The sequence below is a fragment of the Terrimonas rubra genome (genome assembly GCF_042686025.1).
Classification (GTDB): domain Bacteria; phylum Bacteroidota; class Bacteroidia; order Chitinophagales; family Chitinophagaceae; genus Terrimonas; species Terrimonas rubra.
Genome location: NZ_JBHUOZ010000002.1, coordinates 233592 through 256247 on the forward strand (window position 1 = coordinate 233592; position 22656 = coordinate 256247).

The following is a 22656-nucleotide window of genomic DNA, read 5'->3' on the forward strand; positions in this document are numbered from 1 at the left end:
ATAATTTGTATAAATTTTAAGGAAAAGACAACAGTTCATTAAGAACTGCTGCTTTGTTTATCCTTTTTCTTCCTGTTTACGGTAATTAATAAGGCGGGTAATAAAACCAGGTTGGTAAAAGTGGCCACTACCAGGGTTAAAGAAGTAAGCCAGCCCAAGGCAAAAGTGCCACCAAAGCCGCTGAAACAGAAAATAACAAACCCCGCTATGAGTACCATAGAAGTATATATTATACTTATTCCTGTACTGTGAATGGTTTCTATCACTGTTTCACGGACATTATTGGCCTGGCGCGGAAGTTCCTGCTTGTAATTGACCAGGAAACGAATGGTAATATCGATGGCAATACCCAGCGCCACACTAAATACCAGTACGGTAGATGGCTTTAAAGGTACGCCCGACCAACCCATTACCCCGGCCGTGATAATTAAAGGGATTACATTGGGGATCAGCGAACATATTAAAATTCTTACTGATTTGAATAGGTAGAGCATACAAAGCGAGATCAACAGGAAAGCATAAAAAATACTCTCCTTCAGGCCATTAATGATGAACTTACTACCCTCCAGGAAGGTAATACTGGTGCCTGTTAATTGTATATCGGCCTTTTTGGCCAGTTTCGTGGAATCAACCTGTTTGGCCAGTTCTGCAGCCGGTAACACTTTTTTCAGGCTGTCCACTTCTCTGGCATAATTGATACTGTCCTCGTTAAATAATACCTCGGCCTTATTCCTGATCTTATCTAAAATTTTAGGGAGTTCAATAGTGCCCACATCGGCCATATTTACACTGATACGGGCCTGCTGCTTGGTGCTGTCCATAAAGCTGGACAGTATTTTGGTAAATGCACCGCCGGTATTAACGGCACCCGAATCGGGACGCATATTTAAGTATTGTACCAGGCCGGGTAACATAAAGTCGGAGGGCATGGAGTAGTTACTGCTATCACCATCGAAGAAAGCCTGCTTGGCAAATTTTAACCCTTCAATGATACTTAAAGGCCTTGCCATCTCCGGCATGGAGGCAATATACCCCGACAGTTCATCCATTTTGGTAAGGTTGCCAATGTTGCGGACTGCTCCTTGTTTTTTACGGGTATCCACCACAATTTCCAGCGGCATAATACCCCGGAAGTTCTTTTCAAAGAATTTAAGGTCAGTATATACTTTATCGGACTTGGGTATATCATCTACCATATACCCCACACTTTTTAATTTGAATATACCTATTACAGAAGCTGCCAATAAAACAGCTGTTACGCCATAGATCAGCCTGCGGTGGTTTAAGCACCATCTTTCCAGCCTGTCCAGCCAGCGGTTCAACCGTTTATTATCCAGGTAACGGGTATGGCGTTTTTTAGGCACGGGTAAAAAGCTCAGTACGCCGGGGATGAGCACCAGCGAAATAAAGAATAACAACATGATGTTGATACCAGCAATTACCCCGAACTCACTTAATATTTCGCTGGCGGTAAAGCCGAACACCGCAAAACCAATGGCTGCTGCCAGGTTACAGAATAAGGTAACCACACCCATGCGGCCTACCATATTTACCAGCGCCTCTTTCTTTAATTCCTGCAAGGCCTTTTTATCAGTTGGCAATACGCCACCCAGTCTTTTCACCGTATCCTGCCAGCTGCTGTGGTATTTATTTAAAAAGTAAATACAGTTGGGGATGCCTATTACCACGATCAATGGCGGAATAAGGGCCGTTAATAAAGTAATATCGTATTTAAATAAGTACATGGTGCCTACACAGAACAGTACACCAATAATTACCACGCTGATAGATAGTATAGTGGCCGATATGGAACGGAAGAAGATCAATAATATCAGCGCCGATAAGACCACCGATGCCAGTAAGAACAGTTGCATTTCCTTGGCAATACGGGTTGACATTTCGGTACGGATGAAAGGCAGCCCGCTGAGGTGCAGGGTTTCGTTTTGTTCGGCAGCAAAGGTTTCGGCAAGCCCCCGGATGGTAGACGTAATTTCATTACGTTTGGGGGAGTTCATAATGCCGTCGTTGATCCGGATGCCCATGAGGAAGGCTTTGGTATCGGGATTATACAACAGTCCTTTATAAAAGGGTAAGGACAAAAACACGGAAGAAGCACTATCCAATTCCGACTGGGTCCATGTTTTTTGAGTAAACACCTTCACCGCTTTCAGCTTTTCCGTGGCGGTATCTTTCAATAAACCAAAAGCGTCGGGAATACTGATGACACTTTCAACACCGGTTATTTTTTTAAGCGTATCATTCAGATGAGCGTAACCGTTAAAAAACTTTTCGGTAAACAGTTTGTCTGTTTGCAGGCCGATAACATAGAGATTACCGTCGCCGCCGAATTTTTTGCGGAATTCCTGGAAAGTTACATTGGTGGGGTGCTGGGGAGGGATAGCGCGGGAGAATTCGTAACTCATTTTTACGTTCTTGCCCCAATACGCCATTAAAAATGTACTAACAGCTAATAAAATAAGTAACGGAATACGGTATTGTAAAACAAACTTGCCCAGCTTACGCCACATGCTTATGTAAATTTTAATAAATGTGTGATCCTATAAAAGGGTTACAAAGAAAAGCAAAAAAGCTAAAGTTCACCTAATTAATAGACAAATAACTGACTATAAACGACTTAACCCCATATCGCCTTTTACAAGTAAATATTTTTTATAACATGTAAATGATCAACCCGATTGTACATCATTATATTATTGTCCTCACTGGTGCTGTCCAATAACAATGCCCGGTTTTAATGAACGCGTACATCTTTTTGACAACCTGCTTTTATCCCACTGTTTGACGCCTATTATTAAAAAATCTTTGCTATTTAAGTTTTACTTTCGCGAAATTAAACGGCAGGTATATGGCAATACGTATTTTTATTACAGGCGGTACATTTGATAAAGAGTATAATGAGCTGAACGGACAGCTGTTTTTCAAGGATTCGCACCTGCATGACCTGCTGGAAATGGGACGCAGCCGTTTATCGGTGGAAATAAGGACCCTGATGATGGTGGACAGCCTGGAGATGACCGATGCCGACCGGGAGCTGATCCTGCACCAATGCCAGACCTGTGAAGAAGATAAGATCGTTATTACCCATGGTACCGATACCATGTCGGTTACCGCTGCCATGCTGGCCGATAAAGTACCGGGCAAGACCATTATTTTAACCGGCGCCATGATACCTATTAAGTTTGGTAGTTCTGACGGATTATTTAACCTGGGCAGCGCATTAGCCTTTGCCCAATCCTTACCGGCAGGCGTATATGTAGCCATGAACGGCCGTTATTTTGACTGGGATAATGTGCGTAAAAACAGGCAGACCGGTGTTTTTGAAGAAACCAAAACTGCAGGGACTAAATAATACCAACGATTCCTCTTACATTTTTTACGCATCATCGTGCTATTGAAAGGGTGTGTTTAAGTTATCATTTTTGCTATTCAAACTTATCAGCAAAATTTAATTTAAATACAATGAAAACGTTTAAGTCCTTAACCCTTATCTGTATTGCTTTTTTTACATTATTAACCAGTTGTAAAAAAGATAAAAAGCAGCCCAATTGTAAAATTATTACCGTTAACATGGGTGCTCAAAATTTTGTAATTAATTACGATGAGCAAAACAGAATTGCCAGTGTAGTTAGCGGCAGCACAACAAGAACTTATGTTTATACCGGATCTACCATTACTATAACTGAAACAAACGGGGGTAGCTTTTCTAAAAGAAAAATAGTTACTGTTGGTGCTAATAATATGCCTGTTAATTTACGGGAAGAACAAAATACTGCCGGCACGCTTTGGATGAACTCCGCCTTTGAATATAATGGCACAGAACTTTCACGATTAACCCAAACAGGAAGTGGGGGCACTGCTCCTGCTGTTGTAACCTATACCTGGGCAAATGGTAATCCTGTTTCCGCTTCTTCCGGATCTACAACCAACGTTATTGCTGTTGATGCATCTAAACCTGCACAGGCAGGTGACTTTAGTTGGTTTTCAGCATTTTATCATGAGTGGATTACTGTTTTAAAACCCAAAAATCTTATAACATCAATTGCCGGAAGTACGTTTACCTATACTTTTGATAGCGATAATAAAATAAGCAGCCTGATTTCGGGTGGCACTACAGTTAGTTACAACTATACCTGCAACTAAAAAACTATAACCGCTGATTAAACCGCCTGCATTACAGGCGGTTTTTTATTTTATAGTAACACTTAGTTGCAGGCGTAAGCAAGCGTGAGGGATATGGAGGGCGGCGACGCAGGAGCCGGTGCGCAGTGCAACGCAGCACGGGAGCGGAGCGAACCCCGCAATAGCCCGGCCCCGCATGAATGCACCAGGCGAGGAACGAGCGCCTGTAATGTAAAACGGGGACACGCCCTATAAAAAAAGAGCAACCGGTAAAGGCTGCTCTTTTATAGTTGAATGTTTTATTTATTACTTACCGGGTTCTAATAGTTTAAAGAACTGGTCTAACTGCGGTAAAATAACAATACGGGTACGGCGGTTAGCAGCACGTCCTTCCGGAGTGTCGTTATTGGAAACCGGGTTGAATTCGCCACGACCTGCAGCAGCCATTTTAGCCGGGTTTAAACCATATTGTTTTTGCAGGATACGTACCACCGATGTAGCACGTTTAACACTCAGATCCCAGTTGTCCAGTACCAAACCGGCGCCTTTGTATTCCACGTTATCGGTATGCCCCTCTACCATGAATTCGATATCGGGCTGGTTTTTTAATACCATGGCCACTTTACCCAATACATCGCGGGCCTCAGGTGTTACATCGAATTTAGCGGTTTTAAATAACAGTTTGTCCGAGATATCGATGTACACAACACCTTTATCTACCTTAATATTGATATCCTTGTCGTCCAGGTTACCAATAGCGCCTTTCAGGTTCATTACCAGGGCCATGTTTAAGGAGTCTTTACGGGCTATTTGTTGTTGTAAGGTCTGGATATAGTTGTCTTTAGCACCAATGTTTTCCATTGATTTTTTGATGCTTTCGGCCTGTGCGGAAGAAATTACGGACAGGTCTTCCAGTTGTTTTAAGGCCTGGGTATTGTTTTGCTTTAAGAAATCAATTTGTTTGTTCAGGTTGGCAATATCGCTTTCGAGCAGACCTTTTTGACGGGCCAGTTCAGCTTTTTCCGTGTTACAGTTGTCTAAATTACCCTGTAAAGTAGTGTAGCGGGTTTCGAGAGCCGCATATTCACTTTGGGATTTTTTAAATTTTTTACTACTAACGCAGGATGGCGCCATTACTACTACTGAGGCCAGGCCTAGTAAAACTGTGAGCTTCATACATGATTCTTTTTAGTTCAAAAAAATATGGGTGGTAGTGTTTTCCCATGTCAGCACCGAAAGCGCTAAAGGTATACATCACTTTAATTAGAACCACCTCATATATTGTTAATTTTAAAAAATAGCTAACCCGTTGATTTTGATAGCTATAAATACAGGCTATGCAACAAGCGTTCCATTTTAAAGTTTAAAGGGAAAAGATTGGCTCATTTTGCCAAAAAAGAGGCAACTTTGTCCGCTTTTCAACAAGTTTTTATGCAAAAAACATCGAGGCAGGCCGCCATTGGTTTTATATTTATTACCATATTACTGGATGTAATGGGTTGGGGTCTGATCATACCGGTGATGCCCGACCTGATTGCAGAACTGAAACAAATACCCATCAACGAGGCCAGTCCCTTTGGCGGTCATTTATTGTCGGTATATGCGGTAACCCAGTTTTTATTTGCCCCTTTTATCGGCAACCTGAGCGACCGCTTTGGCCGCCGGCCGGTTTTATTATTATCCTTATTAGGTTTTGGTATTGATTATATTATACTGGCCCTGGCCCCTACTTATGGCTGGCTATTTATTGGCCGCGTATTGGCAGGTATTACCGGCGCCAGTGTAACCACCGCATCGGCCTATATTGCCGATGTAAGTAATGCGGAAAACCGGGCTAAGAACTTTGGCCTGTTAGGAGCCGCTTTTGGCCTGGGCTTTATTATAGGGCCGGCACTGGGTGGTTTAATTGCCGGTTTAGGCCTGCGGGCGCCATTTTATGCCGCTGCCACCTTGTGTTTATTGAATTGCCTGTATGGTTATTTTGTATTGCCCGAATCGTTAAGTAAGGCCAACCGTAAGCCATTCAGCTGGAAAAAGGCCAACCCCGTAGGCTCGCTGATGCTGTTAAAAAAATACCCCGTGATAGGTGGTATGGCCATAGCTTATTTCTTATTATTCTTTGCGGCCCAGGCGGTGCAGGGTAACTGGAGTTTTTATACCATGTTCCGTTTTAACTGGACCGAACAGCAGGTAGGCATTTCCTTAGCAGTGGTAGGGTTGTTTGTGGGCCTTGTACAAGCCGGTTTAATACGGTTTACCAACCCCTTGTTAGGCAATAAACGCAGTGTATATGTAGGACTGATATTATATAGTATTGGTTTATTACTGTTTTCCTTTGCCACCAAGGGCTGGATGATGTATGCCTTTTTGTTGCCTTATTGCCTGGGTGGTATTGCAGGCCCGGCCTTACAATCCATTGTGGCAGGGCAGGTAAAACCCAATGAACAGGGTGAGTTGCAGGGTGCATTTACCAGCCTGATGAGCTTAACGGCCGTATTTGGTCCGTTGGTGATGAACGGGCTTTTTTACGAATTTTCAAAACCCGGGGCCAGTTTTCACTTTCCCGGTATACCGTTTTTCTTAGGCGCGGTGCTGATGCTGGGCAGCGCTGTTATCAGCTGGTTTGTACTACGCAAAGTACCGGAGGAGTATCCTATTATAGATGAACTGTTCAAGGAAAACAGTGCCCCGCCTTCACATTAACATAGGTACGGCAGGTAAATCTCTGTTTAACAGCCAGTATTTTTTTCTTTTCTTTGCACATGGCTTTAACAAAAGAAAAAATCATCATTATTACGGCGCCTTCCGGGGCCGGTAAAACATCGATTACCCGTTATTTACTGGCAAAATTTCCGCAATTATCTTTTTCCATTTCGGCCGCCACCCGGCAACCGCGTAGCAATGAAGTGGATGGTAAGGACTATTACTTTATTTCCCTGCAGGAGTTCAGGGATAAAATAAAGAACAATGATTTTGTTGAATGGGAAATGGTGTACGAAGGCAAGTATTATGGTACCCTGAAAAGCGAGATACAACGCCTTTGGAACGATAATCTTTGCCCGCTGCTGGATATTGATGTAAAAGGTGCCATACATGTACAACAGCAGTACCCCGACAACACCTTATCGCTGTTTATTGAGCCGCCCTCTGTTGATGAACTCCGCCGCCGTTTATTATCAAGAGGGACCGAAACGGAAGAAACATTAAATGACCGGGTAAATAAAGCTTCCTACGAACTGTCTTTCAAACATCATTTTAATAAGATCATTGTGAATGATAACCTGGAGCGGGCCTGTGCCGAAGCAGAGGAGATTATCAGGACTTTTTTAGAAAACTAAGCGGCCGGACAAACCGTACGGTTGTAAAAAATCGTAGCTATACAGGCATTACGGATATATTTTCTTACAACTTTATTCTATATCTTTAAGTTACCATGGAGTGGAAATTGATCATATGGTTTTTGTGTACCCTGCTGATAATGGCGTTTTTTACCGGCATTGAGATGGCATTTTTCAGCGCCAACCGCTTAAGTATTGAGCTGAAGAAGAAACAGGGCGGGGCCAATGCCCGTTTATTATCCAAATTCATGGATGCACCTACCAGTTTTTTGGGTGTAACCCTGGTAGGGTATATTATTTTCCTGGTATTTTTCAGCCTTCAGATAAGTGCTGTACTAAAGCCCATCTGGAAAAACCTTCACTTAGGCGGCGACCTGGTACATATTGTTATTGAAATAATCATTGCCACTTTCATTGTGCTGATCTTTGCCGAGTTTTTACCCCGGGCTTTTTTCAGGGCCCGCAGCACCACAATGTTAAGCGGTCTTGCACGCATTACTAATTTTTTATTCGAGATTTTTCAGCCCCTGGCCAATGGCCTGGTATCGCTGGCAGAATGGATATTGAAGTATTTGTTCAATATTAATTTAGACAAGACCAAGGAGCCTTTTAACCGTAATGAACTGCGGACCATGTTCCAGGATGCGGTGGATGAGGAAAAACAGGAACGTAACTCCATGTTACTGGAAAATGCCCAGGAATTGCCCAATGTACGTATACGCCAGTGCCTGGTGCCGCGCAAAGAGATCATTGGCGTGGAAATAAATACCGGCATTACCCAGCTGATTGAAAAGTTTACCGATACCAAGCTCAGTAAAATGATCGTATACGATGGCAATATTGACCATATTGTAGGGTATGTACACGAGCTGGACCTGTTTAAGAAGCCCAAAGCCATCCAGGAAGTGTTACTTACCATACCGGCAGTGCCGGAGAGTATGAGCGCCACCGACCTGATAAAAAAACTGAGCAGTGAACGCAAGAGTATTGCCTGGGTAGTGGATGAGTTTGGCGGCACGGCCGGCATTATTACCATGGAAGACGTGCTGGAAGAGCTTTTTGGTGAAATATTTGACGAATACGATACCGCCAAGTTTGTTGAGAAACGTATCTCTGAAAATGAATACATATTCTCCGGCCGTATTGAAATTGATTACCTGGCCGAAAAGTATGGCTTTGAATTTGAAGAGGGTGATTTTGAAACCCTTTCCGGTTATATCATTAATGCCCACGAAACCATTCCCCAGCAAAAGGAACGCATTATTATTGATGATTTTGAATTTGACATCATCAGCGTAAGCGATACCCGCATTGAAATGGTAAAAATGAAAAAATTAAAATAAGCGCTTGTTGCCAAGCGCCAATCGCTAACTTTGCCCCGTTTCAATATTTACAATGGCTTTACTAGACTTTTTAAATAAACGCAGCAAATCCGCCGAAGGCGAAATGTCCTTTATTGATCACCTGGAGGTTTTGCGCTGGCATTTGATCCGCTCTGTTATTGCGATCCTTATTGGCGCTATTGTGATTTTTGCTTTTGTAAGGGAAATTGTCGATGCCATTATTTTCGCCCCCACCCGAACTGACTTTATCAGTTCGCAATGGTTGTGTTCACTGGGTAAAAAACTGCATATTGAAGATGCGCTTTGTTTTGACCAGGTAAATGCGCAGTTCCTGGAAACGACCATGACCGGGCAGTTCATCTCCCATTTTACTGTGTCGTTTGTGGGTGGTTTTGTGATTGCCTTTCCTTATATATTCTGGGAGTTCTGGCGTTTTGTAAAGCCGGCACTATCTGAAAAAGAATTAAGAAAAACCCGTGGCATCATCTTTTCTGTATCCATGTTGTTTTTTTTAGGTGTTGCGTTCGGCTATTTTATCTTAACCCCTTTCATGGTTAACTTTTATTTCAACTACAAGTTGAGTTCACAGATAACCATCATGCCTTCTTTTTCTGACTACCTGGAAAATCTTATTTATACTACAGTGGGTATCGGCGTATTATTCCAAATGCCTTTACTGGTAATGATATTGACACAGATAGGAATTGTTACCGCCAAGTTCTTACGTAAATACCGCCGGCATGCGTTTGTACTGATACTTATTGCTGCCGCTATTATTACCCCATCAACTGATCCGTTCAGTTTAACCATTGTTACCATTCCTTTATACCTGTTATACGAAGCCAGTATTATTGTGGCAACCCGTATTAACAAGCGGCAAAATATTGATAAACCTGAGGAGTGGAGTTAGGTTAGACAGCCAGGCAATATTTAGTATAATAGGATAGATCAGATGTGAAACCTGCGTTCTGTCTGAATACTATATACTTCATACTAAATACTATTCCACACACCTAAATCAATGAATGTAACGTATTTTTATGCCTGTACCATAAATAACAGGTTCATGAAACGATTGCCTTTGTTGCTTTTAGTGATAACTCTTTTCACGGCTTCCACAGCTGTACAGTCCCAGCAAAAAATGGCGGACCTTATTGCCGCTAATTTCCAGTTTGCCGAAAACCAGTATAAACTGCTTATGCAACATGTTACGCCGGGTAAGATGCCGCAGCGTTATGAGCAGGCGAATAATAACTGGGTGAATATGGAAATACAATGGTGGTGTTCCGGCTTTTACCCCGGATCATTATGGTATATATATGAACAAACCGGTGACAGCAGTATAAAAAAAGAAGCAGAGCGTGCCCTGGAAGTAATAAAGCCTAACCAGTTTTATACCGATCACCACGATCTGGGTTTTATGATGTATTGCAGTTTTGGAAATGCCTACCGCATTACCGGTAATGAAGCTTATAAACAACCCATTTTAAATGCGGCCGATGCGCTTATTACCCGGTTCAGGCCCGGTATACCGGCCATTCAATCCTGGAACAAAAGCAAAAAATTCAACTGCCCCGTTATCATTGATAATATGATGAACCTGGAGTTACTGGAATGGGCGGCACGCAATGGCGGCAATAAAAAGGGAAGTGAAATAGCCCGCTTACATACAGAAACAACTACCAAAAATCATTATCGCCCTGATTACAGCTCCTATCACGTAATAGATTATGATACCGCCACCGGGGCCGTATTACAAAAGCGTACCCACCAGGGTTATGCCGATAACTCTGCCTGGAGCCGTGGACAGGCCTGGGGCTTATATGGCTATGTAATGATGTACCGTTTTACCAAAAACAAAGCTTATTTGCAACAGGCACAAAATATTGCAGGCTTTATACTCAATCATCCCCGTTTACCTGCCGATAAAATTCCCTACTGGGATTACGATGCGCCTAATATCCCTGATGCTGTAAGAGATGTATCAGCCGCTGCCATTACCGCATCGGCCTTACTGGAATTAGGGCAGTATACAAAAGGTAAACAAAAAGAAAAATACCTGTCGGACGCTACAACCATATTACGTGCTTTGGACAGCGATCAATATAAAGCAGCACCGGGTACAAATGGTGGATTCCTGCTGTTACACAGTACCGGGGCCCTGCCTTTTAATTCGGAGATAGATGTGCCGCTGATCTATGCCGATTATTATTTCCTGGAAGCCTTAAAAAGGTATAAGGACTGGTACCTGAAGTAATGCCTGTAATAAGTTTGCCCGGCTTTGTTGCATTCCTTAGTATCTTGCATATATATTTTATGTACATGATGAAACAAGTCCTTCTCCTGTTGGGTATCAGTATTTGCATGTTTGCCTGTGGTACCGGCAAACGCAATAACCAAACAGAAAACCTGAATGCCGATAGTATTACCAATACGGCTAAACCCGGCTGGCAGGTTTTTGTAAACAAACAGCTCGTTTTACAAAGTAATACCGAAGATCCCGCTGCAAATAGCAAAACTGTAAAGGCAAATGACCTGTTTACGGGTAATGGTTTACAGATCACTTACACGGAAGAGCCGGATGCCAAACTGAACCGCAGTTATATTATCATGGATAATAACCGGCGCGAATTATTCCGTACCGAAAACACAAAGCAACCGATCAACGGGGCTGAGCTGAAAAAAGCAATTGGCGATCAGAACACCATTGTTCTTTATACCGTAGCGATACCTTCCGATCCGGCCCTGGCCGCTACTGTAAGGGTAAGACCCGTTCATTTATGCACTTTAATTTTACAATAGCCTGTGAGCCGCAAGATCATCTATATTGTCAACCCTATTTCAGGCACCAAAGGCAAACAATCGTTGCAGGCGCTGATTGAAAAAAGAACAACGGCACAGGGTATTCCCTATTTTATTTACCCCTCGGTGGCTAATGGCGATTATAGTTTTTTGCATGATATTATTAAAGAAGAGAAGATTACCGATGTAGTGGCTGCCGGCGGCGACGGTACCGTAAGCCAGGTGATACACAGCCTGCAGCCAACAGGTGTTAATTTTGGTATCATCCCCTGCGGCTCGGGCAATAGCCTGGCCCTGGCAACAGGTATACCCAAGGCTCCAACCAAGGCATTACAAACAATTTTTGCCGGCAAAGCTGATAAAGTAGATGCTTTTACCGTAAACGATTATTTTTCCTGCATGCTCTGCGGTATTGGCTTTGACGCCAAAGTGGCACATGATTTTGCCAAACAGCCTACCCGTGGTTTGGCCATGTATGTAAAACAATCGGCTTTAAATTTTTTTGCTGCAAAGAGTTATGCATTTGAAATGGCTTTTGACAAACAAAAGATAAAGGTAGACGCCTATTTTGTGAGCATTGCCAACAGTAACCAGTTTGGCAATAATGTAACCATTGCGCCCCGTGCCAACCTGAGCGACGGCCTGCTGGATATTGTGATCGTTACCAAACAGAATAAAGTGAATTTTGTGTTACAAACCCTGCGCCAGGTGACCGGCTTTAACAGCCTGCAGACCGCCAGGCCCATTGATACCAACCGCGCTGTGATCTATTTCCAGACCGATAAAATAAAAGTAACCAATAAGGATAATGCGCCTTTGCATATTGACGGCGAACCATTGGAAACAGCAACTGTTTTTGATATTCATGTAAAGAAAAATTTCTTTACACTCATTCAACCGGCTTAATATAGCCGGTTATACAGTTTTTCAATTCTTATATCTATTGTATATTGCTGGTATGGATAGTTTACCCGATGGTATTAATCGTTTTTTGATCAGTAAAGTTATTACCGAAACGGCGGCAGCAAAAACATTTGAATTAACCCCGCTGGACGGGTGGCAGCCGGGTTATGTATCCGGGCAGTTTGTTACCCTGGTATTCTTTACTCCTTATGGTGAAAAAAGAAGGTCTTATTCCATCTCTTCCAGCAATGCCTTCAATGAAACTTTAAGTATTACCGTAAAGAAAGTAGATAACGGAGAGTTCTCCCGTCAGCTGGTGTATAATGCAAAAGAGGGTGATATTTTATTTAGCTCGGGTATCAGTGGCTTGTTCCGGTTGCCGGAAAAGCCGGAAGCCGTTGAGCAATATTTTTTCCTGGCAGCAGGCAGTGGTATTACGCCCTGTTTCTCTTTAATAAAAACTTTGCTGGCAACAACGCAAAGTCATGTTACGCTTATTTACAGTAATAAGACCAAAGGCGATGCAATTTTTTATGAACAGTTAAAAGCACTGGAGCAGGCATACCCTGAACAGCTGACCATCCGTTTTTTATTCAGTGATGTATTTAATGTTTACCATAGCCGATTAAGCCATTGGTTACTACAACAGTTGTTACAGCAATATATCCGTACCGATATCAGCAAGACCCTGTTTTATATGTGCGGGCCTTTTGATTATATGTTAACCATCAGTATCACCCTGCTGGGACATGGTCTGCAACCGCAGCAAATTATTAAAGAGAATTTCAGCACTTTACCCCGTTTAAACAAACCCAAACCGCCGGATACCGACGCACATATGGTAACCATTAACCTGGCAGATAAAACCGAGATCATTACGGTACAATACCCGCATAGTATTTTAGCGGCGGCCAAAGAAAGCAATATAGCTATTCCGTACAGTTGCGAAGCAGGCCGTTGCGGCAGTTGTATTGCCACCTGTACCAAAGGCAGGGTGTGGATGGCTTATAACGAAGTGTTACTGGATGAGGAAGTGGCCGCCGGGCGGATACTTACCTGCCAGAGCTACCCGGTTGGGGGCGATGTAACGATAGAGGTTTAGGTTATAAGGTATAGGATTGGAAGGTTGAAGGCGGGTTCGTTAATCTGTTATTATAGTTATTGGTTTTTCCCGCAGATCATGCAGATGAAAAAAAGCGCTGATTTTCGCGAATAAAAATAGTCAGTGAAAATATGGAGGAAGAGCAGAACCAATATGAGGAATTATTGAGTATGGTTTTAGTCCGAAACTTCACAGATAAAACACATGAAAAACAACGCAGGTTTCCGCTAATAAAATAATCAGCGAAAATCTGCGGGGAAAAATCTGCGTTATCTGCGGGAAAAAATAATATCCCGGCATCATAAAACTGTACATTTTTACCCAGATCAGGCCCCTCACCCGGGAACTATTACTAAACCCCCTAAGTACACTGTTAATCAAACTAATAGCTCTACACGCGGCTGTTTTATTATTCGTAACAATACTTTCACTTGTTGGCCCCGTTTTATTAGCGTACCTTTGCGCCCTTGAAATGAAAATTGTTGACAGTTCTATACGTTCGTCGAGGTAATTCACTCATTACCAGCTACTTTTAAAATTCCGCCTTTCTAAATTGTACAATTTGGATGCGTGGTAAACGACCACCGGGGTAGAAAATAGAGTAAAGTGGTGAACCGGCAGCCGGTATCGTATATGGCCAGACAATTTATTTAAATGATATTATGGAAATCAGAAACATAGCAATTATTGCCCACGTTGACCACGGTAAGACTACCCTTGTTGACAAAATTTTACATGCCACAAAGGTTTTCCGCGACAACCAGGAAACAGGCGAGTTAATCATGGATAGTAACGACCTGGAAAGAGAAAGGGGTATTACTATTTTCAGTAAAAATGCTGCCGTTACCTACAACGGGGTTAAAATTAATGTGATCGACACCCCTGGTCACGCCGACTTTGGCGGTGAAGTGGAAAGGGTATTGAAAATGGCTGATGGTGTTTGCCTTTTGGTGGACGCTTTTGAAGGCCCGATGCCCCAGACCCGTTTCGTATTACAGAAAGCATTGCAGTTAAACCTGAAACCAATTGTTATTATTAACAAGGTTGATAAACCAAACTGCCGTCCTGATGAAGTACATGACGCTGTTTTTGAATTATTCTTTAACCTGGATGCGACAGAAGCCCAGTTGGATTTCCCCACCTACTATGGTAGCGGTAAAAACGGCTGGTTTAACGATTCGCTGACCCAGATCGATAATATTAACCCGTTATTGGACGGTATTTTAAAACACGTTCCGCCACCACAGGTGAATGAAGGTCCTTTGCAGATGCAGATCACTTCTTTGGACTACTCTTCTTTCCTGGGCCGTATTGCCGTAGGTAAAGTAAGCCGTGGCAGCATTAAAGAAGGCCAGAACATTGCCTTAATGCAGGCCGATGGCAGCATTAAAAAACAACGTGTAAAAGAATTATACGTATTTGAAGGCATGGGCAAGAAGAAAGCGACTGAAGTTTTTGCCGGCGACCTTTGTGCCGTAGTAGGTATTGAAGATTTTAATATTGGTGATACCATTGCTGATGCAGAAAACCCGGAAGCATTACCGGTGATCAGCGTGGATGAGCCAACCATGAATATGTTGTTCTCTGTAAACAACTCACCTTTCTTTGGTAAAGACGGTAAGTTTGTTACCAGCCGTCACTTACGTGACCGTTTGATGAAAGAAACAGAGAAAAACCTGGCCTTGCGTGTAGTAGACAGTGAAGAAGGTGATAGCCTGCTGGTTTATGGTCGTGGTATATTACACTTAGGTGTACTGATCGAGACCATGCGCCGTGAAGGATATGAGTTAACTGTTGGTCAGCCACAGGTAATTGTGAGAGAGATTGATGGTAAAAAATGTGAGCCTTATGAAACACTGGTAGTAGACGTTCCGGAAGAGTTTGCCAGTAAAGTAATTGACCTGGTAAGCCGCCGTAAAGGTGAAATGCTGATCATGGAAACAAAAGGTACCATGCAGCACCTGGAGTTTGATATTCCTTCTCGTGGTTTAATTGGTTTACGTACACAAATGTTAACCGCCACTACCGGTGAAGCTGTAATGGCCCACCGCTTCAGCGAATATAAACCATGGAAAGGCCCTATCCCCGGTCGTAACAACGGTGTGCTGATCTCTAAGAACACAGAAAAAACTACCGGTTACTCTATTGACAAATTACAGGACCGTGGAACTTTCTTTGTAGACCCGGGTGAAGATGTATATGTTGGCCAGATTATTGCCGAGAATATTAAACCCGGCGACCTGGTGGTAAATGCAACGGAAGGTAAAAAACTGACCAACCACCGTGCCAGCGGTAGTGACGACGCTACCCGAATTGCTCCAAAAACATTGATGACCCTGGAAGAATGTATGGAGTATATACAGCACGATGAGTGTATTGAGGTAACGCCTAATTTTATTCGTATGCGTAAGGTTATTTTAGATGAGAACGAAAGAACCAAGCAGGCGAAAAAATTAAGCGCCGAAGTTTAATAGTTGAACAACAGCTAAAAACACAGATATATAAAACCCGGACCATGGTCCGGGTTTTGTTTTATTAATATATCATGCATTATTTTTTGGGTAACTGCATATCGGCTACGAGTAAGTAGTGGTCGGAATAGTTTTTTACCACCCGCCTGAATTGTTTTACGCCGAAAGATTTATCGGCTAAAATATAATCAATCCGCAATGTAGGTGATAAAGAAGCAAAAGTGCGGCCAATGCCACGGCCTTTTTCCAGGAAAGCATCGTTCATATTACCCCTTAAGGTGAAGTAAGTGTAGGAGTTGGGTACATCGTTCATATCACCGCAAAACATTACCGGGTAAGGACTGTCGTCCATGATCTTACGGGCAATATCCGTTTGTATCTGCCGGTTAACGATAGCGGTCTTCATTTTGGCAAAGATGGTTTTGGAATTACTGACGATGCCGTCTTCACCCTCTTTTATCTTGGATATTTTATCATAATCATCCTGCCTCAACTGAAAAGATTGCAGGTGTGTGCTGAATACCCGGAAGATCTGATCCTTTACTTTAATATCGGCATATACCAGTCCTTCGCGTAATGAAGGACGGGGAAAGTTGATCATACCGCTATCTACAATGGGGAATCTTGAGAAAATAATGGTGCCGTTCTTTAATACAAAATTGGGATTACCATCATTGTAATAGGTATAGGTATAATAGGGATAGTTGAGTTTTGTTTGTATGTCGTTAATATTCGCATACCATTCGGGGTTATCATCTACATGTACAAACTCCTGCAGGCAAAGGATGTCGGCATTTTGTTCCTTTAACAGGTCAAACATTTTTAAGCGGGTCTGGCTGCCTTTGTTGTTGTTGTTTTTCATTTCAACAAAGCGGGCCACATTCCAGGTAGCGATCCTGAAATCGCCTTTTTTTTCGGTGGTAAATTTTCCCGGGAAGTTGAGGGCAAAAAACACACTGATACTTTTTAAGCCCAGTAATAAAGCAATACCCGATAGTAAAGCATATTTACGTTTTACTACCAGCCACCAAACTAAAAAGACAATAACAAACAGTAATAAAAAAGGAAAGCCGATACCCAGGATAGAAAGGAACCACCAACCCGAAGGACTGACATAGGGTACCAGGCAGGCCAATAAGAATACCGCTACAACAATAATGTTGCACAACAGTAAGAAGCGCCTGGTAAATAATCGGAATTTGCTGGCCATTGCGCCTAAATTAAGACAAAATTATTTACAACCCTTCCTGGCTGGCACGGTTTAATAATTCTTTTTCTTCCTTGGTCAACGCATCATAACCCTCCTGGTTGATCTTGTCTAAAATGCCGTCAATACGTTGCTGTGTCAGGTTAGGAGTTTTAGTGTAAGGAGTTGCCGGGCTTTTATAAAAAAGCGTTTCTTTAATGGTTTCGCCTTTCTTGGGCTTGTCCGGATTAAGCAGGTTAATGAACCAGTCGTACAGGTTGTTCATCCAGTCGCTGCCATCAAAGCCTTTACGTAATAATACAATGAACAGCACACCGGTAAGGGCCGCTGACAGGTGTACAATATGACCAAGACCTGCACCGCTAACGGGTATGGTAGCAAAGTCAATAACCAGGTATATAGCGGTTAATATCCACAACGGAATGCCACCGTTCAGCATATGTAATAAGCGGTATTGGGGTGCAATGGTAGTGGCTGCCGTTGCAATGGCCAATACACCAGCCGAAGCGCCATAGTACATACCGTTCAGTTTATTATGCGCAAATGCAGGAACCAGGCTTACCAGCAGCAGGTAAACTGTTGCGGCAATTAAGGAGCCATAAATGTATAGGGGTACCAGTTTACGGTTGCCGGTAAGATTTTGCAGGATATAACCGAAGGTCCAGAGCCATAACATATTGGCCAGTAATAACCAGAATTCGGTATGGGTAAATGCATGGGTAAAGAAGGTCCAGGGTTTCACCAGCAATTCCTTAAAACTGCCTGGCATAGCAAACCATACCAGCACATTGTCGTTAAAATTTTGAACCGCAACCGCTTTTTCTTCGCCGTAATAGTTCAGATAAGATACCGCTTTAAAAAAACCGAGCACTACAAAAATAATAGCGCTGATAGCAATGAGCAGTATAAGCGTTCCACTGCGGTCGTTTAACGACAATCGTTTATAATATGAAGATTCGTATGATGATTTCATTGCAATATAAAATTATTGCAGGCAAAACAGTTTTTTGAGCTTTACCGGCGCCGCGCTACTAATACAACGTTTTTTTATTGGTTTTGTTCCAGATGAGGACAATTATTACACCGGTTAAAGCGCCTCCCAGGTGAGCAAAGTGGGCAATATTATCCCCGGGAACATTGGAGATACCGCCAAAAAGGTCAAAAGCCATATAACCAATAGCTACCCATTTTGCCTTTATGGGCACGGGAATAAACATGATATACATTTCTGTATTGGGGAAAAGCATGGCAAAGGCAGCAAAAACGCCAAATATGGCCCCGGAAGCGCCTACTACGGAAGCGTAACCACCTGTAAAGTGCTGGATGAGCAGGTGGGCGGCCGCAGCGCCAATTCCACATAATAAATAAAACGTAAGAAATCTTTTAGCGCCCCATACGTTCTCTAATATTTTTCCAAACATCCACAGCATAAACATATTAAACAATATGTGAAAAAGGCCATACTGTGAGTGAGCAAACATGTGCGTAAAAATCTGGTAGGGCTCAAACAGCGGAGAATCTACCGGCCATAAAGCGATACGTTCTGTCAAAAACTGGTTTTTAAAAACCAGTTGAGCTATCCATACCAATACGTTCAGGATAATCAAATTCTTTACAACCGGGGGAAAATTATCCGGCCGCACTTGTCTAAAATTACTCATGGCGCAAATTTACAATAACCGGCTCACTTTTCCTGACCGAGTACTATGAACGGTAACTGGTAAAAAAGGCCGCGGTAACTGGTTTTTAGGCCCGTATTAAATAAAGGGAGCGGCGGTTAAATAACGCCAGTTAAAGTTATTGGCCTCGTAGGCATTTTGTGCTACCGGCTTTTGCTGCAATACACTCGCATTTAATATTTTTTCGGCCACCAGTTTTGTTTTGGCCTGGTGAATCATATCTGTTACGGCAGGGTCCTGTACCCAGTTTTTTTGCGGGGGTTCAAAGCCTACCTTATCCTTACGCCATGTAATGTTTGCAGGCAATTGTGTTTCCATGGTTTTTCGCAGTATCCATTTGCCATATCCTTTTTTTATTTTGAAGGAAGGCGGTAAGGAAAAAACAAAACTCACCAGTTCATGGTCAAGGAAAGGCAGGCGCACTTCACGGCCATGGGCCATACTGTTCCTGTCGGCATACCGTAGTAACTCCTCTAACCCATGCATACAGGTGTTGAAATACAAAGCGCCGTTCAGGTTAAAAAACGGTGGCGTGGTATAATACGCTTCGCGACTCTGGAGGTGTACAAAATCAGCCGTAAGGTCTTTTTGCTGAAGGGCTGATAACAAATATCTTTTTTCAACGATGGTGGAAGCAATATCCGGGAACAGGGCTGCAATAATATTGCGAAAGCCGAAGGGCTCCTGAACCCCCAGTTTACGGGCAGCTTTTAGTTCGCCGCTGGTGAACAGCCTGCGTTTTACAAAAAGCTCCTGCCAGTACCATTTGTAATGATGACGGTAACCCGCCAGTATTTCATCGGCACCCTGGCCGTCCAGTAGTACTTTGGTTTGCCCCCTGGCGGCCAGTTCAAACACTTTATACTGTGCAATAATCCCCGCCGATCCAAAAGGTTCCTCCTGGTGATGAACGATCTTTTGCCAGAGCCCGGTCATGTCATCCACCGTGGGTGTAACCGTATGTCCTGTAACCTCCCATTCGTCTGTAAGCTGCTGAATATATGCACTTTCATTTTTTTCAAACCCGGGGAAGATAGCTGAAAAAGTATGGGGTTTATGCTGGCTTACCTGTAACACGGTGCTTAGTACAGAAGAGCTGTCCAGGCCGCCGCTCAGGCTGGTACCCACGGATACATCGCTCCTTAACCTTCTTTTTACCGATTCTTCAAAAAGATATTTAAACTCGTCCAGCGCATCATACTCATTCATTTTTTTCTGTTGGTGCTGCGGATCAATATCCCAGTATTTCTCTACATACAGTTCCCCGTTATCGGGCGTATAGTATAACCTGCAGGCTGCAGGTAATTTAAAAATATTGGTATAAAAGGTTTCTTCGGGCCGTTCCGGATTGTCTACATACCCAATAGTGATATAGTTAAACATCAGCTGCAGGTTGGTTTGTTTGCTAACCCCTGCAGCCCAGAGGGCTTTCATCTCCGATGCAAATAAAAAACCCTGGTTAGTACTATTGTAAAAAAATGGCTTTTCACCAAAACGGTCACGGGCAGCAAAAAGTTCCTGCTCCGCTTCGTTCCAGATGGCAAAGGCAAACATGCCGTCAAAGTGTAACACGCAATCCTCACCATAAAAGTCGTAAGCAGCTAAAATAACTTCGGTATCCGATTGGGTGGAAAAACTATAGCCTTGTTTTATTAATGTATTACGCAGCTCCGGGTAATTATATATTTCGCCGTTATAGGTAATGCTTAATGCTCCCTGGTAGTTACGATGCATGGGCTGTGCGGCGGCATTACTCAAATCGATGATCGCCAGGCGACGATGACCCAACAGTACCTGGCTATCGGAGGAGTGCCAATGCCCCTCCCCATCGGACCCGCGGTGAGCCAATGCCCGGGTCATTTGCTGCAACTGGGATAAGTTGTATGCTCCGCTCTGTCGTTGTATAATACCGGCAATGCCACACATAGTGTAAATATCGAAAGAAAAACGGAGTTTTCAGTATACGTTACCCCGGAACAGCCAGAAGAACCGGAACCAGCCCTGCATAGATTTTAACATATTGCTAAAACATAGGGTTGTAAGTTTGAAGCATGAACCGTCTGCTGCTGCTATTCACCATTATTCTTTTACCGCTACTGGCCTGTGCACAGCCCGGATATTTGTTTGTAAAAAAAGGAGCAAAGAAAAAAAAGACCTACGAAGAAGGTGACCGCATTGCTTTACGTTTGACCAATGATACGGTTTATCATGGCCTGATCACTTTATTATACCGGGATACGATTTATTTAAACGGCAAACCCATACCTGCCAGGGATGTAAAAGCCGTGGTATTACCTGTAAGGAGCAATAAATTTCCTGTGGATGGCAAGACGCTGTTATTAATCACAGCCGGATCGGCCATGGTATCGGGCGGGTTAATGCTGAACGATATGGAAACCCCGAAAAACGCAATTATGACGGGGCTTGCCATGGGCTTTGGCTCCATACTGGTACGTTATGGTATACAGACCGTAGTACATTGGGTCAGGAAGAAAGAGTACCGAATGGGTAAAAAGTACCGCATACAGGTACTGGAGTTTCATATGCCCGGGCGGCTGGGTTTTTAGCCTTATTTTGTTAACAGGTCCCAGAACGAATCGGCAATAGGGTGGCTGGCTTTAAATTGTAAGCCCAGGGATGCCGCAAAAGTTTGTGCAAATTTTTCCTGGAATAAGTGTCCCGCTGTTTTTATTTCCCCTTTTGTTTTTACACCATTGCCCCAGGCTGCGAACCATATTTCATTAGCGCCGGCAATTGTACTGCCGTGGCTGGTCCATTGTGTTTTTTTAACATCCCCGCGACCATGATCGGTGGTAAAAAATACAGTGGTCTTATTTTTATACTGCGGATCACTTTGTAAAAACTCCCATAATTCTTTTAACCAGGTATCCACCTGCCAGGCCGCATCCAAATAAGAGCGGTATTTGCCCGCATGTGCCCATTCATCCGTTTCACCATAACCAATAAACAATACACGGGGTTTGTTTTGTTTCAAATGTTCCATGGCTGCATAATGGGTAAACACATCCAAGCATTCCCCATCGCCCCAGGGTTTGTAGGAGTCCTTCAGCATACTGTTCACCAATTGCTGGCGGGGTGATAAGTTGTTACCGGCTACGGTATCAAAAGCACTCACAACAGGTATACCACTGCGCTTTTCATTTAAAATACGGTCAAAAGCATTCCAGGCGCCAAAAGCCGCCACCTTGTTCCTGAAACGTGGTTGTTGCTGTAAATATTCCAATACCGTAGTATGCGGGTTTGCCGGGTAGTTATTACTGTTAATATTGGGATCGGCATAACCGGTGAATATTTCGCTGTAACCGGGATAGGAGAACCAATGCGGGTTGGCTACGTCTACCTCGTTTTTATAGGCCCTGTTGCCATATACCTGGCCTATTTTTTCAATATTGTTCCAGAAAAAAGGCATGAGTTTTTTCCGGCGGTCCAGTTCATTTTCTGCCCAGTAGTTGTGGAAAATATAACTGCTGTCACCTTCATTGAATTTTTTATTATTGGCAATAGCCGTATCCATGCCCTTAAACAGCTCCTGCCAGCGCAGGCCATCGGTAGTAATAATAATGATGTTCTCCGATGGTGTTTGCGCTGTTGCGGCCACACTAATAAATGCTAATAGTATAAAAAGATACCTCATCAGTATATGATTTTAT

The 22656-nt window shown here is 43.1% G+C and carries 19 protein-coding genes; 12 read left to right on the forward strand and 7 right to left on the reverse strand.

All coding sequences use genetic code 11. From position 1 onward, the window contains the following. Positions 1 to 38: 38 nt before the first annotated feature. Positions 39 to 2528 (reverse strand): efflux RND transporter permease subunit, encoded by a 2490-nt coding sequence (locus tag ACFS6H_RS09350; protein ID WP_386097606.1) that lies wholly within the window; start codon positions 2526 to 2528, stop codon positions 39 to 41. A 338-nt stretch (positions 2529 to 2866) separates the two neighbouring features. On the opposite strand from ACFS6H_RS09350, the gene ACFS6H_RS09355 reads away from it, so the two are divergent. Beyond that, a complete protein-coding gene (locus tag ACFS6H_RS09355) occupies positions 2867 to 3370 on the forward strand; it encodes an asparaginase domain-containing protein (RefSeq protein ID WP_386097608.1) in 504 nt (167 codons plus the stop codon). A 50-nt stretch (positions 3371 to 3420) separates the two neighbouring features. Next, positions 3421 to 4161 (forward strand): hypothetical protein, encoded by a 741-nt coding sequence (locus ACFS6H_RS09360; protein ID WP_386097610.1) that lies wholly within the window; start codon positions 3421 to 3423, stop codon positions 4159 to 4161. A gap of 285 nt (positions 4162 to 4446) precedes the next feature. Here ACFS6H_RS09360 and ACFS6H_RS09365 read toward each other — a convergent pair whose 3' ends face one another. Beyond that, on the reverse strand, positions 4447 to 5316 hold the full coding sequence (locus tag ACFS6H_RS09365) for an OmpA family protein (protein WP_386097612.1): 870 nt from the start codon (positions 5314 to 5316) through the stop codon (positions 4447 to 4449). 255 nt (positions 5317 to 5571) lie between these two features. Here ACFS6H_RS09365 and ACFS6H_RS09370 point away from each other — a divergent pair, with 255 nt between their 5' ends. The 9 genes from ACFS6H_RS09370 to typA all read left to right on the forward strand — a co-directional run bounded on the left by ACFS6H_RS09370 (position 5572) and on the right by typA (position 16099). Next, positions 5572 to 6843 (forward strand): TCR/Tet family MFS transporter, encoded by a 1272-nt coding sequence (locus ACFS6H_RS09370; protein WP_386097614.1) that lies wholly within the window; start codon positions 5572 to 5574, stop codon positions 6841 to 6843. A 59-nt stretch (positions 6844 to 6902) separates the two neighbouring features. Beyond that, positions 6903 to 7478, forward strand: a complete 576-nt coding sequence (gmk, locus tag ACFS6H_RS09375) for a guanylate kinase (RefSeq protein WP_386097616.1) — start codon at positions 6903 to 6905, stop codon at positions 7476 to 7478. A 95-nt stretch (positions 7479 to 7573) separates the two neighbouring features. After that, positions 7574 to 8821, forward strand: coding sequence for a hemolysin family protein (locus ACFS6H_RS09380; RefSeq protein ID WP_386097618.1), 1248 nt, complete (start codon positions 7574 to 7576; stop codon positions 8819 to 8821). A 52-nt stretch (positions 8822 to 8873) separates the two neighbouring features. Beyond that, entirely contained in the window at positions 8874 to 9731 is an 858-nt protein-coding gene (gene tatC / locus ACFS6H_RS09385; RefSeq protein ID WP_386097620.1) for a twin-arginine translocase subunit TatC, read from the forward strand. Between the two features lie 156 nt (positions 9732 to 9887). Continuing rightward, positions 9888 to 11078, forward strand: a complete 1191-nt coding sequence (locus ACFS6H_RS09390) for a glycoside hydrolase family 88 protein (RefSeq protein WP_386097622.1) — start codon at positions 9888 to 9890, stop codon at positions 11076 to 11078. A gap of 65 nt (positions 11079 to 11143) precedes the next feature. After that, positions 11144 to 11623, forward strand: coding sequence for a hypothetical protein (locus ACFS6H_RS09395; RefSeq protein WP_386097624.1), 480 nt, complete (start codon positions 11144 to 11146; stop codon positions 11621 to 11623). A 3-nt stretch (positions 11624 to 11626) separates the two neighbouring features. Next, positions 11627 to 12529 (forward strand): diacylglycerol/lipid kinase family protein, encoded by a 903-nt coding sequence (locus tag ACFS6H_RS09400; protein WP_386097626.1) that lies wholly within the window; start codon positions 11627 to 11629, stop codon positions 12527 to 12529. A gap of 52 nt (positions 12530 to 12581) precedes the next feature. After that, positions 12582 to 13628, forward strand: coding sequence for a 2Fe-2S iron-sulfur cluster-binding protein (locus ACFS6H_RS09405; protein ID WP_386097628.1), 1047 nt, complete (start codon positions 12582 to 12584; stop codon positions 13626 to 13628). Positions 13629 to 14290: 662 nt separating this feature from the next. Next, positions 14291 to 16099 carry a translational GTPase TypA gene (typA, locus tag ACFS6H_RS09410; protein ID WP_386097630.1) on the forward strand — a complete coding sequence of 603 codons (1809 nt, stop codon included), beginning with the start codon at positions 14291 to 14293 and terminating at the stop codon, positions 16097 to 16099. A 79-nt stretch (positions 16100 to 16178) separates the two neighbouring features. On the opposite strand, the gene ACFS6H_RS09415 is transcribed toward typA, so the two are convergent. From ACFS6H_RS09415 to asnB, 4 genes are all read right to left on the reverse strand, one after another. Continuing rightward, positions 16179 to 17309: an endonuclease/exonuclease/phosphatase family protein gene (locus ACFS6H_RS09415; protein WP_386097632.1), complete on the reverse strand. Its 1131-nt coding sequence runs from the start codon at positions 17307 to 17309 to the stop codon at positions 16179 to 16181. 25 nt (positions 17310 to 17334) lie between these two features. Further along, complete coding sequence (locus ACFS6H_RS09420) at positions 17335 to 18279, reverse strand: rhomboid family intramembrane serine protease (protein WP_386097634.1); 945 nt, start codon at positions 18277 to 18279, stop codon at positions 17335 to 17337. 58 nt (positions 18280 to 18337) lie between these two features. Continuing rightward, a complete protein-coding gene (locus ACFS6H_RS09425; protein ID WP_386097636.1) occupies positions 18338 to 18967 on the reverse strand; it encodes a rhomboid family intramembrane serine protease in 630 nt (209 codons plus the stop codon). 96 nt (positions 18968 to 19063) lie between these two features. After that, the gene (gene asnB, locus ACFS6H_RS09430) at positions 19064 to 20911 is read right to left on the reverse strand and encodes an asparagine synthase (glutamine-hydrolyzing) (RefSeq protein ID WP_386097638.1); all 1848 of its coding nucleotides are present in this window, start codon (positions 20909 to 20911) and stop codon (positions 19064 to 19066) included. Between the two features lie 125 nt (positions 20912 to 21036). Here asnB and ACFS6H_RS09435 point away from each other — a divergent pair, with 125 nt between their 5' ends. Further along, positions 21037 to 21552: a hypothetical protein gene (locus tag ACFS6H_RS09435; protein ID WP_386097640.1), complete on the forward strand. Its 516-nt coding sequence runs from the start codon at positions 21037 to 21039 to the stop codon at positions 21550 to 21552. A 2-nt stretch (positions 21553 to 21554) separates the two neighbouring features. Here the strand turns inward: ACFS6H_RS09435 and ACFS6H_RS09440 are convergent, their stop codons facing one another. Continuing rightward, positions 21555 to 22640: an alkaline phosphatase family protein gene (locus ACFS6H_RS09440; protein ID WP_386097642.1), complete on the reverse strand. Its 1086-nt coding sequence runs from the start codon at positions 22638 to 22640 to the stop codon at positions 21555 to 21557. Between the last annotated feature and the right edge of the window lie 16 nt (positions 22641 to 22656).

Excerpts from the sequence above, each read along its gene's own strand:
- ACFS6H_RS09380 (WP_386097618.1), top strand. The coding sequence starts at position 7,574 with ATGGAGTGGAAATTGATCATATGGTTTTTGTGTACCCTGCTGATAATG.
- ACFS6H_RS09425 (WP_386097636.1), bottom strand. The coding sequence starts at position 18,967 with ATGAGTAATTTTAGACAAGTGCGGCCGGATAATTTTCCCCCGGTTGTA.
- ACFS6H_RS09440 (WP_386097642.1), bottom strand. The coding sequence starts at position 22,640 with ATGAGGTATCTTTTTATACTATTAGCATTTATTAGTGTGGCCGCAACA.
- ACFS6H_RS09355 (WP_386097608.1), top strand. The coding sequence starts at position 2,867 with ATGGCAATACGTATTTTTATTACAGGCGGTACATTTGATAAAGAGTAT.
- ACFS6H_RS09350 (WP_386097606.1), bottom strand. The coding sequence starts at position 2,528 with ATGTGGCGTAAGCTGGGCAAGTTTGTTTTACAATACCGTATTCCGTTA.
- gmk (WP_386097616.1), top strand. The coding sequence starts at position 6,903 with ATGGCTTTAACAAAAGAAAAAATCATCATTATTACGGCGCCTTCCGGG.
- ACFS6H_RS09420 (WP_386097634.1), bottom strand. The coding sequence starts at position 18,279 with ATGAAATCATCATACGAATCTTCATATTATAAACGATTGTCGTTAAAC.
- ACFS6H_RS09435 (WP_386097640.1), top strand. The coding sequence starts at position 21,037 with ATGAACCGTCTGCTGCTGCTATTCACCATTATTCTTTTACCGCTACTG.
- typA (WP_386097630.1), top strand. The coding sequence starts at position 14,291 with ATGGAAATCAGAAACATAGCAATTATTGCCCACGTTGACCACGGTAAG.
- ACFS6H_RS09405 (WP_386097628.1), top strand. The coding sequence starts at position 12,582 with ATGGATAGTTTACCCGATGGTATTAATCGTTTTTTGATCAGTAAAGTT.
- ACFS6H_RS09415 (WP_386097632.1), bottom strand. The coding sequence starts at position 17,309 with ATGGCCAGCAAATTCCGATTATTTACCAGGCGCTTCTTACTGTTGTGC.
- asnB (WP_386097638.1), bottom strand. The coding sequence starts at position 20,911 with ATGTGTGGCATTGCCGGTATTATACAACGACAGAGCGGAGCATACAAC.
- ACFS6H_RS09370 (WP_386097614.1), top strand. The coding sequence starts at position 5,572 with ATGCAAAAAACATCGAGGCAGGCCGCCATTGGTTTTATATTTATTACC.
- ACFS6H_RS09365 (WP_386097612.1), bottom strand. The coding sequence starts at position 5,316 with ATGAAGCTCACAGTTTTACTAGGCCTGGCCTCAGTAGTAGTAATGGCG.
- tatC (WP_386097620.1), top strand. The coding sequence starts at position 8,874 with ATGGCTTTACTAGACTTTTTAAATAAACGCAGCAAATCCGCCGAAGGC.
- ACFS6H_RS09395 (WP_386097624.1), top strand. The coding sequence starts at position 11,144 with ATGATGAAACAAGTCCTTCTCCTGTTGGGTATCAGTATTTGCATGTTT.
- ACFS6H_RS09390 (WP_386097622.1), top strand. The coding sequence starts at position 9,888 with ATGAAACGATTGCCTTTGTTGCTTTTAGTGATAACTCTTTTCACGGCT.